This window comes from Thalassotalea eurytherma (assembly GCF_030161415.1).
In the GTDB taxonomy this organism is placed as follows: Bacteria; Pseudomonadota; Gammaproteobacteria; order Enterobacterales; family Alteromonadaceae; genus Thalassotalea_G; species Thalassotalea_G eurytherma.
Map to the genome: position 1 here is coordinate 192,973 of NZ_BSSU01000009.1, position 15,777 is coordinate 208,749.

At 39.6% G+C, this 15,777-nt stretch carries 15 protein-coding genes, 3 tRNA genes and 2 pseudogenes; 12 read left to right on the forward strand and 8 right to left on the reverse strand.

Annotation, left to right across the window (positions count from 1 at the left end; all coding sequences use genetic code 11):
* Positions 1-35 precede the first annotated feature (35 nt).
* From QQK02_RS10305 to QQK02_RS10320, 4 genes are all read right to left on the reverse strand, one after another.
* A complete protein-coding gene (locus tag QQK02_RS10305; protein ID WP_284207933.1) occupies positions 36-1,376 on the reverse strand; it encodes an outer membrane protein transport protein in 1,341 nt (446 codons plus the stop codon).
* Positions 1,377-2,030: 654 nt separating this feature from the next.
* A tRNA-Phe gene (locus tag QQK02_RS10310) sits at positions 2,031-2,106 on the reverse strand.
* A 149-nt stretch (positions 2,107-2,255) separates the two neighbouring features.
* Entirely contained in the window at positions 2,256-2,570 is a 315-nt protein-coding gene (locus tag QQK02_RS10315) for a DUF1289 domain-containing protein (protein WP_284207934.1), read from the reverse strand.
* A 64-nt stretch (positions 2,571-2,634) separates the two neighbouring features.
* Entirely contained in the window at positions 2,635-4,191 is a 1,557-nt protein-coding gene (locus QQK02_RS10320) for a SulP family inorganic anion transporter (protein ID WP_284207935.1), read from the reverse strand.
* A gap of 318 nt (positions 4,192-4,509) precedes the next feature.
* Here QQK02_RS10320 and QQK02_RS10325 point away from each other — a divergent pair, with 318 nt between their 5' ends.
* The 3 genes from QQK02_RS10325 (at position 4,510) to QQK02_RS10335 (ending at position 7,113) form a co-directional block, all read left to right on the forward strand.
* Complete coding sequence (locus QQK02_RS10325) at positions 4,510-5,067, forward strand: DUF4136 domain-containing protein (RefSeq protein ID WP_284207936.1); 558 nt, start codon at positions 4,510-4,512, stop codon at positions 5,065-5,067.
* Positions 5,068-5,154: 87 nt separating this feature from the next.
* Complete coding sequence (locus tag QQK02_RS10330) at positions 5,155-6,630, forward strand: DNA-3-methyladenine glycosylase 2 family protein (RefSeq protein ID WP_284207938.1); 1,476 nt, start codon at positions 5,155-5,157, stop codon at positions 6,628-6,630.
* A 3-nt stretch (positions 6,631-6,633) separates the two neighbouring features.
* Positions 6,634-7,113: a methylated-DNA--[protein]-cysteine S-methyltransferase gene (locus tag QQK02_RS10335; RefSeq protein ID WP_284207939.1), complete on the forward strand. Its 480-nt coding sequence runs from the start codon at positions 6,634-6,636 to the stop codon at positions 7,111-7,113.
* Here the strand turns inward: QQK02_RS10335 and QQK02_RS10340 are convergent, their stop codons facing one another.
* Positions 7,114-7,716, reverse strand: coding sequence for an acyl carrier protein phosphodiesterase (locus QQK02_RS10340; protein WP_284207940.1), 603 nt, complete (start codon positions 7,714-7,716; stop codon positions 7,114-7,116). It abuts the gene before it with no gap.
* Between the two features lie 17 nt (positions 7,717-7,733).
* On the reverse strand, positions 7,734-8,765 hold the full coding sequence (locus QQK02_RS10345; RefSeq protein WP_284207941.1) for a S1C family serine protease: 1,032 nt from the start codon (positions 8,763-8,765) through the stop codon (positions 7,734-7,736).
* A 148-nt stretch (positions 8,766-8,913) separates the two neighbouring features.
* Here QQK02_RS10345 and QQK02_RS10350 point away from each other — a divergent pair, with 148 nt between their 5' ends.
* On the forward strand, positions 8,914-9,273 hold the full coding sequence (locus QQK02_RS10350; RefSeq protein WP_284207942.1) for a hypothetical protein: 360 nt from the start codon (positions 8,914-8,916) through the stop codon (positions 9,271-9,273).
* Positions 9,274-9,347: 74 nt separating this feature from the next.
* Here the strand turns inward: QQK02_RS10350 and trmB are convergent, their stop codons facing one another.
* Entirely contained in the window at positions 9,348-10,073 is a 726-nt protein-coding gene (trmB, locus tag QQK02_RS10355) for a tRNA (guanosine(46)-N7)-methyltransferase TrmB (RefSeq protein WP_284207943.1), read from the reverse strand.
* 80 nt (positions 10,074-10,153) lie between these two features.
* On the reverse strand, positions 10,154-10,492 hold the full coding sequence (locus QQK02_RS10360) for a 50S ribosome-binding protein YggL (protein WP_284207944.1): 339 nt from the start codon (positions 10,490-10,492) through the stop codon (positions 10,154-10,156).
* 150 nt (positions 10,493-10,642) lie between these two features.
* Here QQK02_RS10360 and mutY point away from each other — a divergent pair, with 150 nt between their 5' ends.
* The 8 genes and pseudogenes from mutY to QQK02_RS10400 form a co-directional block, all read left to right on the forward strand.
* The gene (gene mutY / locus QQK02_RS10365) at positions 10,643-11,716 is read left to right on the forward strand and encodes an A/G-specific adenine glycosylase (RefSeq protein WP_284207945.1); all 1,074 of its coding nucleotides are present in this window, start codon (positions 10,643-10,645) and stop codon (positions 11,714-11,716) included.
* Positions 11,717-11,726: 10 nt separating this feature from the next.
* The gene (locus QQK02_RS10370) at positions 11,727-11,996 is read left to right on the forward strand and encodes an oxidative damage protection protein (protein ID WP_284207946.1); all 270 of its coding nucleotides are present in this window, start codon (positions 11,727-11,729) and stop codon (positions 11,994-11,996) included.
* 6 nt (positions 11,997-12,002) lie between these two features.
* Positions 12,003-12,287 (forward strand): TMEM165/GDT1 family protein, encoded by a 285-nt coding sequence (locus QQK02_RS10375; protein ID WP_284207947.1) that lies wholly within the window; start codon positions 12,003-12,005, stop codon positions 12,285-12,287.
* 160 nt (positions 12,288-12,447) lie between these two features.
* Positions 12,448-12,523: transfer RNA gene (locus QQK02_RS10380), tRNA-Phe, on the forward strand.
* Between the two features lie 90 nt (positions 12,524-12,613).
* Positions 12,614-12,689 (forward strand) — tRNA-Thr (locus tag QQK02_RS10385).
* Between the two features lie 419 nt (positions 12,690-13,108).
* Complete coding sequence (locus QQK02_RS10390) at positions 13,109-13,465, forward strand: transposase (RefSeq protein WP_284207948.1); 357 nt, start codon at positions 13,109-13,111, stop codon at positions 13,463-13,465.
* A pseudogene (locus QQK02_RS10395) lies at positions 13,422-14,572 on the forward strand (IS30 family transposase). Before QQK02_RS10390 ends, QQK02_RS10395 begins: the two are co-directional and overlap by 44 nt.
* 9 nt (positions 14,573-14,581) lie before the next feature.
* Positions 14,582-15,467: pseudogene (locus QQK02_RS10400) on the forward strand (IS3 family transposase); the annotation flags it as partial.
* Positions 15,468-15,777 lie beyond the last annotated feature (310 nt).

Consider the following 15,777-nt stretch of genomic DNA (forward strand, 5'->3'; position numbering starts at 1 on the left):
ACCGACTAGCGTTTTGTATGCTTAATCCTATTTGCTTAAAAAGCGACGTTATATTGTACTGATAGCAATAGTGCATTACCTTCTGAGGTATAGCTCCAACTTGTATCACCAAGTAGCGGCTCTAATGCAGGTGCGCCGCCAACAACTGTTTCTAATAAAGCATCTTGCTCCGAAAGGTGCACTTCATCACCATCAACATAGGCAATCGCAAAGTCGATAGAGCTGTTTTCTTTCAGCTGATAGGTGCCGCCAGCAGTTAACCATTTGCGGTCACTATCAGGGATAGAAATTGACGGGTGAGTTGTTGATGCTGACTCATCGTAAGCAATACCGGCACGTAATGTGAGCTCAGGGCTATACTCATGGGTAACACCTACGGCGTAACGCATTGTATTATTGAAGCTTTCTTCTTTAGCAAATACCGGTGAAGACTCATCGCTATAAACATACGCTTCCAATGTTTCAAAACTGCTCCAGCCAGTGTACATAGCGCTGTAATGGAAAGCTGTTTTTTTAGAAATTTGGTGGTAACCAGAGAATTCAAAAATTTCAGGTAAATCAATTGCTAAATGACCAGGCTCTGTCGCGCCAGAAATACTAGTGTAATCACCTTCAAAATCAACTTCTGAAGAGCTACGGTAGTTAAAGCCTAAACGATGGTTTTCATTGATTTGATAGGTTGCACCAATATTCCAACCAAAGGCGATATCATCACCTTCCATGCGAATAATTTCTGTGTCTCTTGGTACAGGTGGCACTAATTCACCGACCAATGGATTAGGATGAGAAATACCATTTTCTAAAGTTGCACCTGCTTGACGACTTAATTCTGCTTGACCGTAAATTACATTCACCCCTAAACCAATTGCGAATTTGTCATTGATTTTGTAAGAGCCACTTAGGTTAGCATTCATCGTTAGCAAATCTGTAGTACCACCAATTGAACCGGCTACATAATCTTCATCGTAAACAGATGCGAGGCCAAAGTTAGAGTTGAAGCCTACACCCCATGCAAACTGCTCGTTTACAGGGTTTACATAATACATCGCAGGAATTAACGCAGGTGGTACAACACCATTTGCATCCATTTGGCTAACATCAAAATCTTCGCCAACTAAAGTAGGCGCACTAACACCTTCAACATCAACACCAGGATCAACATAGGTAGCAACAACCGATAGTTGTTTTTCAGTAAATTGCGCCATTAACGCTGGGTTACGAGAAACTACAGAAGCATTATCTGCAATCGCAGCTTCACCAGCAAAAGCACGACCTAAGCCAGAGGCACTTGTTTCGTTTAATTGAAAAGCTGCAGAATGAGCATTTAATGAGGCAATAACTATTGCAGAAGCCAAAAGAGTTTTTTGTAATTTCATACGACCTACTTGAAATTATTAACACTAACCATTTAGCACTAACGCTAAATCGCTATACTGAACAAAATGATGCGGGAATATAGCACACAAGCATCCACGATATAATCACAAACCAGTTTCAATTTGTAACCAAACACTAAACAGGTCGGACCATGCGTTTACTTTATGGACAAATGGCGTGCAATAGATACAAAGACGTTACAAAACAGCAATACCAGATACTTGAGCAGCATTATAAAAGGCTTATAGGGGGCACAATCTTTTAACGTTGAAACAGATAGAGAAGACAATGTCTGGTCGCGAAGCGATAAATTACAAGGACGTAATTTACAATCTACGTTCGATGCGTCAATAGGGAGTATTCGAGTGTAACGAGAATGGTGCCTCGAGGCGGACTAAGGGATCTGGAACCAACTTAGGACAGACAATGTCTGGTCGCGAAGCGATAAATTACACGGACGTAATTTACAATCTATGTTCGATGCGTCAAGCGGGAGTATACGAGTGAAACGAGAATGGTGCCTCGAGGCGGACTAAGGGGTCTGGAACCAACTTAGGACAGACAATGTCTGGTCGCGAAGCGATAAATTACAAGGACGTAATTTACAATCTATGTTCGATGCGTCAAGCGGGAGTATACGAGTGAAACGAGAATGGTGCCTCGAGGCGGAATCGAACCACCGACACGGGGATTTTCAATCCCCTGCTCTACCGACTGAGCTATCGAGGCACTTAGCAGTGCGTATCGCTTTTACGTACGATAACGTCAAAGCGAAGCCATCATATAGCGCTTTCACATGTTCAGCAAGTGCTATTTAAGATAATCTGATTAAGTGGTCAATGAATGCACGATATGTGATTTTGATAAGTTCAAAGAGATTATAACTCGAAGTCACCAAAATCTAATGTATCATCTGCATCGGCTTTAGGTTTTGCTACGGGATCAAAGAGTGACGGTTGTTTGGTACTTTCAACTTCCTGTTCTTTGACTTTGATAGCTTTGCCTTTCTTTCTTTTTAATCGCTGTTGGCAGCGTTTAATAACCTTTTGTTTGTCATCGTTATTAAACTGTATCCACCCTTGTCTTTCATCTCTTGTTCTCATACAGCCAAGGCAATAGCCTTTTTCGTCTGATTGGCAAATACCAACACACGGGCTTGGAACGTCAAAAAAATCAAGTTGGATGTCACTCATAAACGAAAACATTAATTAGCATGAGTTAAGTATACTCAACTCACGCTAATTAAAAACTAGATTATTAAGCTAGCTTGTCTGTAGCAATGTGATAATCAGGATCTTCAATCACATTCACTTCAACTAAATCACCTGCTTTTTTCAATAAGACTAAACATTCTTGACTTAAATGCTTTAAATGAAGTTGCTTACCTTTAGCTAAGTAGCGCTCTGCTAATGTGTCTATCGCTTCAATTGCTGAGTGATCTGCTACGCGTGAGTTTTTAAACTCAACAACAACATCATCTAAGTCATTTTCGACATCGAACTGTTCTAAGAAATGCGATACAGAACCAAAGAATAATGGGCCGTTCACTTCATAAACAGTTGAACCTTGATCATCTGCTGTACGGTTTACAATAACGTGTTTCGCATGTTCCCAAGCAAATACTAACGCTGAAACAATCACACCAACAACAACCGCTACTGCTAAGTCAGTTGCTACAGTCACACCTGATACAAGTACAATAACGAATGCATCGGCTTTAGGTACCTTGTTCACGATACGGAAACTTGACCATTCAAAGGTTCCGATAACAACAATAAACATAACGCCAACGAGTGCCGCCAAAGGAATTTGTTCAATCAAACCAGAAGCAAATAAAATAAAGGCTAATAAACCTAGTGCGGCAGTAATACCAGACGTGCGACCACGACCACCAGAGTTAACGTTGATCATTGATTGACCAATCATGGCACAACCACCCATACCGCCAAAAAAGCCGGTTACGGTGTTTGCTGCGCCTTGGGCAACACATTCTTTATTACCACGACCACGAGTGCCCGTTAACTCATCAATTAATGTCAGAGTTAATAGTGATTCAATTAAACCAATAGCAGCTAGAACAAGTGCAAACGGGAATATGATTCTAAAAGTTTCCAAAGTAAACGGTACATTAGGAATTGAAAATTGCGGTAAACCACCAGCAATAGATGCTGCTGGATCATTTGTCATATCACGAACAAAATCGACGACCGTTCGCGCATCTAAACCTAAGCTTTGTACCAATAAAGTCACCACAACAATCGCGACTAAAGACGAAGGTACCGCCTTTGTTAATTTAGGTAAAAAGTGAATAATCGCCATCGTTAATGCTACTAAGCCAACCATAGTAAGCATTTGGTTACCTTGCATCCACACCATAACGCCATTGTCATCAGGCACTTTAAACTGCCCTAATTGTGCAAGGAAAATCACGATTGCTAAGCCATTTACAAAACCAAGCATTACAGGATGGGGAACTAATCGAATAAACTTTCCTAGTTTAAAGATACCCGCAAGTATCTGGAGCACCCCCGTCAACACTACCGTAGCAAATAGATATTCAACGCCGTGTATGGCTACTAAACTCACCATAACAACAGCCATAGCACCTGTAGCACCAGAAATCATCCCAGGGCGGCCACCAAATATTGACGTAATTAAGCCAACCATAAACGCAGCATATAAACCAACAAGAGGCTCAACTCCTGCTACAAATGCAAATGCAACAGCTTCAGGTACTAACGCCAAGGCGACGGTAAAACCTGATAAAATATCATTTTTTAAACTAGTGACTTTGCTAGCATGTAATTCAAACATTGTTATCTCACGTTTGTATTAACCATTGGTTAATTAGAATAGTTAACAAGATGCAAAAATGCCTTGTTTGCCAAAGATATAATTTCAGCAAAGACATCAACATCAAGAAATAAAGGGGGTTTACAAGGGGCGAGGATTCTACGTACTTAGGCCAACAAAGTCAATAACTGGCGACTTTTTAAACAGTTAAATAAAAATTAAAACCTGCCTATTTTACAACCAGTAATGTAACTATATGTAGTCAAAACAACATTACCTATAGGGCTTAAAATTCAACTATGCTAACGTAATCATTATTCATTTTTATTATGGTTCGATATGACAATGCAAAAACGTTCAATTTTTATTATCTCGGCAGTTACATTATTAAGTGCATGCCAATCGACTAAACCAACAATCGACACTAATGAAAATATTGATTTTTCAGCGTTTGAACAATGCCAATTAAATGAAACGGTGCCTGTGGGTCAAGAGAACCCTATAGTGCTGAGTATGGTGCATCAAAGCATTGGGCAACAAGCAATGCAAAGTGGAATAGTACTAACTAGCGCTGACGCAAATTGCCAAATTAATTATCAGCTCACTTATAAAGATAAACCTAATAGTTCTTCGGTGAATTTTTCGTTTGGTACCGGTAGACAAACCAGCAATAGTTCAGTTGGTATTGGCGTAGGAAAAACCGTTGACTTACCTAATGGCGATACAACGATTACAACTATCAATATTACATTGACCTACAAAAATACGCCGGCATGGTTTGCAGCTTCGAACTTTGAAAATGAACTAGACATGAAAACAAGTGAGCGAAAAACTCGAATCGACGAGGCCATAAAAAGTATGTTTGATTTGTACCCATCAAAGCCTATAGCAAACTAAGGCACTCAAAATAAGTGTCCGATTATCGCTAGTTAATTGTCAATAACTCGCTATAGTACATGTAAATTTACTTAGCGAGTTCACTACATGTCGAACAAAACGCCAACACCAGACTTAACAATTCATCAAAAAAAAAGCTTTCAACGCGCTCGTATGAGCCGTGATGCACGCTTTGATGGTAAGTTTTTTATAGGTGTTGTCACGACAGGCATATTTTGTCGTCCTATTTGTCGTGTTAAGCCGCCTAAAGAAGAGAATGTTCGTTATTATGCTACGGCTGTCATTGCCCAACAACAAGGCTTTCGCCCTTGTAAAAGATGTTTACCCGAATTAGCACCCGAGCCTAGGCTAGCACTGACTGAAAAACAACTTCTTAACGCTCTTTTAATACACCAGGGAAATGTAAACAATAGTGCAAAACATTGCCAACTAAGTGAGCGGCAATATAGAAGGCGTTTTAGCCTTAGTTTTGGTGTAACGCCCAATCAATACTGGCAACAACACCGACTATTAAGCGCTCTAAAGCTACTAAGAAATTCGAATTTATCTATTACTGATGTGTGTTTTGCTAGTGGCTTTAATAGCGTGAGACGATTTAACGAAGCGATTAAAGATCTGTATGGTAAAGCACCTAGTTTACTCGCCGAACACGTGCCAAAAGAAGCAACCAACCAAGCGCAAATTAAACTTCCTTATCAAGGTGAATTTGATTGGCCATTAATGTTGTCGTTTTTTGCCTTACGCCAAATTAAAGAAATAGAGCATGTTACTGACCAGCAGTATGCACGAGTTTTTACTTTAGATAGTACATCGGGATATTTCACGGTGATACATAGTGAAGTACCAAACGAACAAGCATTACTGTTAACCGTTCACACGGATAATTTTCAAATTTTACCAACCCTCATATCGAGAGTAAGAAAAATGTTTGATTTGGATGCGAATCTAGATATTATCCATCAAACTATTGGCGGGAATGAAAACATCAGGAAGGTCATTGAACGTACACCCGGCCTAAGACTGCCAGGATGCTTTGATCTATTTGAATTTACAATAAGAGCCATTTTAGGCCAGCAATTTTCAGTAAAGGCGGCCACTACATTAGCGAAAAGAATTTGCGTAGCTTATGGCCTTCCCTGCAACGCTAACCCACTGGGTATGAGCCACCACTTCCCAGACAATAACAGGTTGATTACAGCGAATTTTGATGGCTTAGGTCTAACCCAGAGCCGAATTTCTACGCTAAAACTATGGTGCCAATATTATGAAAATAACCACCAAATTTTCAATTATTATAATCATATTGACGAAGTGCAGCAGGAGCTTGTTAAGCTAAAAGGGATAGGCCCTTGGACAGTGAACTATTTTGCAATGCGAGGGTTAAGCGATCCAGATGCTTTCCCAAGTGCTGACTTAGGTATTATAAAAGCGTTAAGTGAAAAAGGCTGCGCACCAAAAGAAAGAATTAAAAACAAAGAAATTTTAGCCCTTGCACAACAATGGCGACCGTGGCGGGCTTATGCCGCTATTTACCTTTGGCAATCATTATCAATTAACGAGTGAAAAATGTACTACACCACCTATTTGAGCCCTATGGGAGAAATTGCGCTAGTTGCAAATGATGACGGTTTAACAGCACTAGCCTTTCAAGCTGGCAAAGCGGCTATTAAAAAGCAAGCACAGTGGCAGGAAGAGCCAGAAAAATTTCAAGAGGTTGTTAAACAACTTAAAGAATACTTCATTGGCACGAGAGTCGAATTTGATGTTCCCCTTGCCCCAACAGGTACACCTTTTCAAAAATCAGTTTGGCAAGCGTTATGCAATATCAAGCAAGGTGAAACCTATACTTACAGCGATATAGCAACAGCAATTAATAACCCTAAAGCTGTTAGAGCAGTGGGTACAGCTAATGGTGCGAATCCTATCGCTTTAATCGTACCTTGCCATCGCGTGATTGGTAGCAATGGTAAATTAACCGGTTATGCCGGTGGCTTAGGGTTAAAATCGAAATTACTCATGCATGAAGGCGCGCACTTTAGCGTGTGATCATTCTCTTATAATTTCTGGTGATAATTGCTCAACATGAGCCATCAAGTCTGGAAAAAACTGATGAAAGATTTGATCTAATGTTTGATAGTGCAGATAAACATCATCAACGATGTGATGAAAATCATTGTCAAAACGAACACGTTGAGCAATGTTAGTGAGTGCGCGAGCAATACCATCTAGTTCCCGATATTGCTCAAACCAATCATCTGTTGTCATATAGGTTACCACGCGTTGCATTCGCTCCGGCATGATCGACTTATTTACTGATAAATAGTGGTAACTTTGTGTTTTAAATTTGTTGAAAGTGACATCACTTTTTAACGGGTATGCTGACCAATAAGCAATCAAAAAGTGGTCAAATAAAACATCAATTGCGATACCAGAAAACCGTCGATGCTCTTTTTTAAAGAGTTGCTTTGCCAGCTTGATTAGCGGGTGACTATCAGTAAATTTATCAACTAAATAATGATTTTGTAAGCCTAATTTAATGCGCTGAGAATAACTATCTAGCTGTGCTCCCTTTCGAAAGTCACCGAGCAGATTTCCCATATGAGAATCTGCATTAGGTTGGGCAAAGTAAAGATGCGCAAGATAATTCATAATGCAGTGTATAGGTGTTAGTCGACAACCCAGCTTACGTCTAATATTTTACTATCTCGTACAAACTTAAACGTAACTTCCTGCCCTTTTTTCAGCCCACCAAACCACTGAGTTGCTTCAAATATTGATTCAATACTATCGAGCTTAACGGGACCAGCTTTCACTAAAATATCGCCACCAAGCAAGATAGATTGCTGACCAAGGTTTACTGCTATATCGCCACCTTTAAAACCAAGCTTATCAGCAAGTGTTTTAGGAATAACCTGTTGAATTAACAAACCATAACCAAACGGATTATTGAGTGCATTCGATAATTTTTTATCGAGCATAATAGGTACGAAGCCAACCCACATTGGCGGCTTACTCGCCACGACATCTTGAACAGTATCAGTTGAGACGACAAAACCAAGCCCTTGAGAGCCACCACTTTGGCTAAGGATGTGGCTCACTATCCCTACAATTTCACCATCCATATTAAACATAGGGCCACCAGAGTTACCCTGATTAATGGCGGCATCTGTTTGCAAAAACCTTGGTTTAAGTTTGTTTAGTGGGATTTCGGCTTTATCTCGAATACCGCTTAAATAACCAACCGACAAACTATGGCTAACACCATAAGGCGCACCGATCACAACCACCTGTTCACCAACTTTGTATGAATTTTTCTTAGCAAGCTCAAGGACTTTGTAGCCATCTTTTGGCATCTCAGCGACTTGAATCATAGCCAAATCAACCAAAGATGCCACCCATACGACATGGCCAGAAGTTTTAAATCCATTAGCAAATGCTACTTCAATTTTTGTTGCTCGCTCTACGACATGAGCTGCAGTTAATATACGGCCATTGTTACTGACAAGCGCGCCTGAGCCCAATGAATGACCTGTATTCACTTTATAATTAACTTGGGCTGCTTCGGGTTTGGCGAGCGCTTCAACATGTAACTCAACAACCCCAGGATTCATATTTTGGTAAATTTTTTGCACCTTATTTTGCGCGTAGCTAGGTAAAGCCATCAATAGGGGGATTATTACGAGCAGCAACTTATGCATATCATTCCTTAAATAATTTGTTTACCAAATGATAATAACTGACACAGCCTCAATATATCGAGCCATTTTTCTAATTTTCGTAAAATTATGCTAGAGCATGCAATCATTAACTTGCTATGATAGCTAAGCATTATTAGAGCAGAGATTTATGTTAGAAGTTTTAGCGAGTTTGGCAGTACTGTCTATTATATGGATGATTTACCAAATCATTCGTGCCAAGAAATTCAACCATTTTAAAGACGTATTAGTCACAGATATCAAACCGGAAGTGATCAAAGCTATTAAAGTAGAATTGGAAACCTCCAGATGCGACTCTTTTCCTAACAATGATAGCCATATAGACGCTACAATATATTTCTGGACGCAATACCCAATTAGGATCTTACAGGCTGCACTAGAGCGCGATATTATCGATCAGAAATGGCTAGAGAAAACGGGAAACGTTAGACATAGCAAGCACTTAATGCACATTCAACAACATCATTTATTACACAGAAATGGTGAATAAGGCGCTTTGCTAAACAGATAAAACAAAAAGGGCCACGTTAACCACGTAGCCCTTTTTTTATTTAGCTATTTTTATCAGTCTTTACGCGCAAACTGCAGATCCCATACACCATGACCTAAACGATGACCACGTTGTTCAAACTTAGTAAGTGGGCGCGCATCAGGGCGAGGAACATAGTCATTTGTCTCAGACAAATTTTGGTAACCTGGTGAGCTTTGCATATCTTCCAACATACACTCAGCATAGTTTTCCCAATCGGTCGCCATGTGAAAAACGCCACCAACCTTCAGTTTTTGACGAATAGTTTCAACAAATTCCGGCTGTACAATTCGACGTTTATGATGCTTTTTCTTATGCCACGGATCAGGAAAGAATAATTGAACCGTTGTTAATGACTTATCTGGAATACAATCAGCAAGAATTTCAATGGCATCGTGTTCGTACACTTTTAGGTTACTAACACCTTCTTCTTGCGCAGTAGCAATACAAGCGCCAACACCGGGACGGTGCACTTCAATACCAATAAAATTAGTTTCAGGCGCATTTTTTGCCATCTCAACTAACGACTTACCCATACCAAAGCCTATTTCAAGCGTAACAGGATTGTTGTTACCGAAAAGCTGATAGCAATCTATTTCACCATCTTGATGGTTTAAGCCCATTTGCGACCAAAAGTTCTCTAATGCCGCCGCCTGACCTTTTGTTAAACGACCTTCACGCTTAACAAAACTGCGCACAGTGCGAATATATTTACCTTCAGCTGCTGCCTGCTCTACGGTTTTATGCTCTCTTTCACTCATGAACTTAATCTTACTATTACCTAAATTTAAGGGCGCGTATTATCCACGGTTATTGCTTGAAACTCAATCAATACTGCAGATTATTCTGCCCACCACAGATCATATAATGCCGATACCGAAACAGCTGTAGCGCCATTATCTTTCAGCCAAGCTTCTACTTTTGCTCTGTGCTCTTCAGTACATTTACCCATTTTTTGTGTACAAATAAGGCCGTGCCATAAGGTGTCACCTTCACCACCAAAGCCTAATTCGTTCGGCTCTATCACCTGAGCAAAAAAGTTATCGATAAATGCATCGACTGACTCATTGGTCGCATCGTCGGCTAATTTCCAGGCAACATCAAAGCCCAGCTCTTGAAATTCATCTACGCGAAGTTTTTTACGAAGTCTTCTATTTCTATTTTTAGCGTCTTTCTTCATTTGATTCTCTTTTGTGTTTATACAAACAATGTTTGGCCGAAGGATAGTGTTAAATGGCTAAATATTCTAGCTTTACTATGAGATTTTATTCTTTTTCTTCGTTAACTGTTATTTGTTTCAAGATCATCAATTCGCTACACTGTCGCCACTATGACAAAGACCATAATAATTAAAGAAGCATCAGCGCAGTTATTTGCCGATCAAGTGCTTGCTTGGTATCAAAAGCAAGGCAGAAAAACCTTACCTTGGCAGCAAAACAAAACTCCCTACCGCGTTTGGATCTCAGAAATCATGTTGCAACAAACCCAAGTTGCAACTGTTATCCCCTATTATCAAAAGTTTATGGAAAGCTTTCCAACCATTGCAGCATTAGCTCAAGCCGACGAAGATAATGTTTTGCATCATTGGACGGGCTTGGGCTATTACGCAAGAGCACGAAACCTGCATAAAACGGCCAAAATTATACATCAAGAATTCAATGATGAATTTCCACAAACAGTCGAAGAAGTGATGATGTTACCCGGTATTGGCAGATCAACTGCCGGTGCTATTTTAAGCCTATCGTTGAATAAGCATTATCCGATTCTAGATGGTAACGTAAAAAGAGTACTCGCCAGATGCTACACAGTAGAAGGTTACAACGGGCAAGCGAAATACGAAAAACAGCTTTGGCCTATCACTGAAGCCTTAACCCCTGCAGAAGGCGTTGCTCAGTTTAATCAAGCCATGATGGACTTAGGCGCTTTAGTTTGCACCCGATCTAAACCCAATTGTTCAGAATGCCCACTTCAATCTGGTTGCTTAGCAAAACTTGGCGATCTGCAAAGCGAGTTTCCTCAGAAAAAACCGAAAAAGAAAATCCCTGAGAAGCACACCATTATGGTGATCCCAAAAGTGAACCATCGACTATTAATGGAAAAGAGACCGCCTACAGGTATTTGGGGCGGTTTATGGTGTTTTCATGAAGTTGCTGATGAGAATGACATTGCAGCGTTTTTAGGTAAGATGCAGTTAAAAGAAGTAAGCAGAAAGCGTTTTGAAGAATTTCGCCATACCTTTAGTCACTTTCATTTAGATATATTGCCCATTGTGATTGAGTGTAACGCGGATAAAAGCGCACAAATCAACGAAAATTCAAAACAACAATGGTATGATATTACGCAACAATCGTCTGTTGGCTTAGCAGCTTCAACAGTAAACATAATGTCAAAAATTATAGGTTAAAAGAATAGATATGGCTCGCACAGTATTTTGTCAGCACTTTAAAAAAGATGACGACGGTTTAGATTTTCAACTATACCCTGGTGACATTGGCAAACGTATTTTTGATAACATTGGCAAAGAAGCTTGGACGCTATGGCAGAAAAAGCAAACCATGTTAATCAATGAACACAAAATGAATATGATGAACCCCGACGATCGTGCTTTTTTAGAAAAGACAATGGTTGAATTTCTATTTGAAGGAAAAGAGCCACACATTGAAGGCTATACCCCTGAGAAGTAAATAGTAATGGAATTCTCATTTGATTGGAAAATTTTTATCACGATTTTCGCTTCCGTGTTTATTGCAGAGCTGGGTGATAAAACGCAACTAGCCACTATGCTGTTTGCTGCAGATAAAGATGTAAGTAAATGGATGGTGTTTGCTGCGGCGTCGGTAGCATTAATATGTGCAACTGCAATGGGCGTTCTAGTAGGCACTTTTATTTCACAATATGTTGATGAAAGAACCTTATCGTATATCGCGGGTGTCGGCTTTATTGCTATCGGACTTTTTACCCTTTATAACGCTTAAAGGGTAAAAACATGCAAAAGCGCTGATTTAAGCGACAAAACGAAGAAAAAACAAGCAAACAATAAATTAATTTAAAAAAGTAGTTGACGTAGAAAACGAAAAACAGTTTAATAGCGCCCGTCTTCAAGGCAAGCCCGAAAAGACAAAACTGAATAGACACGCCTCGATAGCTCAGTCGGTAGAGCAGGGGATTGAAAATCCCCGTGTCGGTGGTTCGATTCCGCCTCGAGGCACCATCTATTTCAGACCAAATTTTGAATAAGTGATTAATCAAATTATTTATTCGGTGCCAAGATAAACATTGTTTATCGCACACAGTTTTGTGTGCCGACTTAGCTCAGTTGGTAGAGCAACTGACTTGTAATCAGTAGGTCGCCAGTTCGACTCCGGCAGTCGGCACCATTTATCAGATAAGCCCAGCATTAGCTGGGCTTTTTTGTATCTACACATAGGGTAATTTCTTACCCCATTTTCACTTACACCACTCCACTATCAACTACTACATATATTGCGGGTTATCTGATAATAAATTTTTAGATTTAGAAATTTATACCGTGTTATTTCTTCATCAATTTTAAATATTCACAGTAGGGTAAATTGGGTTAATGGGGTAATATCTCCCCTATCTCGTTGGTTTTATTAATTTTAACCCCAATAATTTGAAGGAATTAGTGGTGTAATTTTCGGTGTAGGGTAAAGTCGTATTAATCCGTGGTACTTAGGAAGTGATTGCACCCTATACCGCACTACTTGTAACCCCTGAATCGACCAGATTTTTCTAGACACAATTAAGTAGTAAACTTTGTGTCCTAGGAGAATAAATGAGCGCTAAAAGATTTCCCGAAGAATTTAAAATACAGGCTGTAAAACAAGTCACTGAAAAAGGCCATTCTGTGGCAAGCGCTGCAGAGCGGTTAGATATCTCAACAAATAGCCTTTATCTTTGGCTAAAACGTTATGGTAGCAACAGCGAACACTATCAAGAATTATCCGAGCAAGAGAAGCGTATTAAAGCGCTTGAGAAAGAGCTAAGACGCACTCAGCAAGAGCGAGACCTATTAAAGGAAGCCGCTTTAGATTCAATTGGTCAACGCAACAATCATATGAAAATATTGTTTTGCGGAGGGTTATTGAATGAAACGTACATTTACAGCACAAGAAAAAGAGTTTGTTTTTGACTCATGGAAACAAGGAAAAGGCTTTAGTGATATAGCTAACCTGCTAGATTCAAAGCCAGGTACTATTTCACTATGCTTCGGGATACTGGTGGAATTAAACCACCAACTCGTCAGCGAAAGGCTAAACATTTAACCTTAGAAGAAAGAGAGGAAATACGGGTTAGTTTATCTGCAAAAATGAGTATTAGGGCTATTGCCCGTTTATTGAATCGTTCACCGTCCACAATATCCCGAGAAGTGCAGCGTAACCGAGGTCGTCGTTATTATACAGCTGTAGATGCTAATAATAGGGCTTGGAGAATGGCTAAAAGACCTAAGCTTTGCCTCTTAGAATCAAATACAGAGTTAAGACATATAGTCATTGATAAGCTTGAATTAAATTGGTCCCCAGAGCAAATATCAGGGTGGTTAAAAAGAACTATGTCTAGACGAAAATCAATGCAAATTTCAGCAGAAACGATTTATAAAACTATCTATTATCGAAGTCGATCAGTATTAAGTCACTTGATGGCAAAACAGCTCCGCCGAGGCCATAGCCTCCGGCATAGTAAAAATCACTCTCGTAAAGGTGAACGTGGCACTATAAATATTGTTAATGGGGTTTCTATTCATGAACGTCCAAAGCATTTCGAGAATCGTCGTTCACTTGGCCACTGGGAGGGTGATCTGGTAACAGGTTCAAAAAACACACATATAGCGACATTAGTTGATCGCAAATCTCGTTATACTTTTATCCTCAAACTGAAAGGCAAGGATGCTCAGTCTGTAAATGATGCCTTAACTCATAAATTTAACAGCCTTCCTGACAAGTTAAAGCAAACATTAACTTGAGATCGAGGTATGGAACTAGCTAAACATATTGAATTAACAGAGAAAACAGGTGTTCGCGTTTATTTCTGCGATCCTCAGAGTCCTTGGCAAAGAGGTCTAAATGAGAACACTAATAGCTTAATCCGACAATACTTCCCTAAGAAGACATGTTTGGCTCAACATTCACAAGATCGACTAGATGAAGTTGCAGCTCAATTAAATAATAGGCCAAGAAAGAGTTTGAGCTTTAAAACACCTAAACAAGTAATTAAAAATAGTGTTGCGTTGACAAGTTGAATCTACAGCCGTGTACTTTGCGGGCGAGTCAAAGAAAAGTACACGTTCATAAAGTCTCGGCTCAACCAATATCCCATAAAACTGATGTGCCAAGCACTGCAAGTTCACCGCAGTGGCTTTCACGCTTGGCTTCAAGAGCCAGTATCTAAGCGAGCTAAATATGACCGGCGTTTAATAGGATTAATAAAACAATCTTGGTTAGAAAGCGGCTGTGTAAATGGTTATCGTAAGATCGCAAAGTGATATGCGAGATCTAGATGAAAGTTGCTCTAAGAATAGGGTTTATCGCTTAATGTGCATTGCAGGTACCCAAGCGCAAGTGGGCTATACAAAGCGTAAAGGCCATTATGGTAAGAAGCCTTCAGTAGTGGCAGGTAACCAGCTTAAAAGGCAGTTTGATGTGGTACAGCCAAATCAGGCTTGGGTTAGTGAATACACATGAAGGTTTTCTTTATTTAGCTGTAGTAATTGACTTATTTTCTCGCCAAGTTGTTGGCTGGTCGATGCAATGATGATGCATACAGATCTCGTACTGAGTGCTTTACTCGCATCCGTATGGCGAAGAAAACCTCAGCAGACTGTCATTATTCACGCCGATCAGGGCAGTCAATTTACAGGTTCTGATTGGCAACGCTTTGCAACTGAACATAATTTATCATTGAGCATGAGTCGTCGAGGGAATTGTCATGATAATGCAGTTGCTGAAAGCTTCTTCCAGCTACTAAAGCGTGAACGTATTAAGCGACGAAAGTACTTAAATCGAGAAAAAGCTAAAGAAGACATTTTCGATTACATCGAAATGTTTTATAACAGTAAACGTAAACATGGGTATTTAAATAATCAGTCTCCGGTTGACTATGATAAAACCTATTTTATGAACCAAGAAAATGTCTAGGTTAGTCTGGTCAGTTCAGTCTGTTGCTTTAGGTATATCGGTTGACGTATGGGCGCTATAACTGCGGGTATATTTTATTAGGATAAATTAGTTGATGGTGTAAATATCCGAACTAGACATTAACACCAGTGATAACCGTTAGTTTAAATTCCAGTCTCAAATTAATATAAAAGTGAATATTTATTTGATTATAACTTGTCGGCTTAATAAATATCTTTGTCGGATTATTTATATACCGAACAAAAAAATATGACTATCATGAAAAAAATAATACTTAAATTAATATTGTCCACTTCCCCTAAACTGAAAT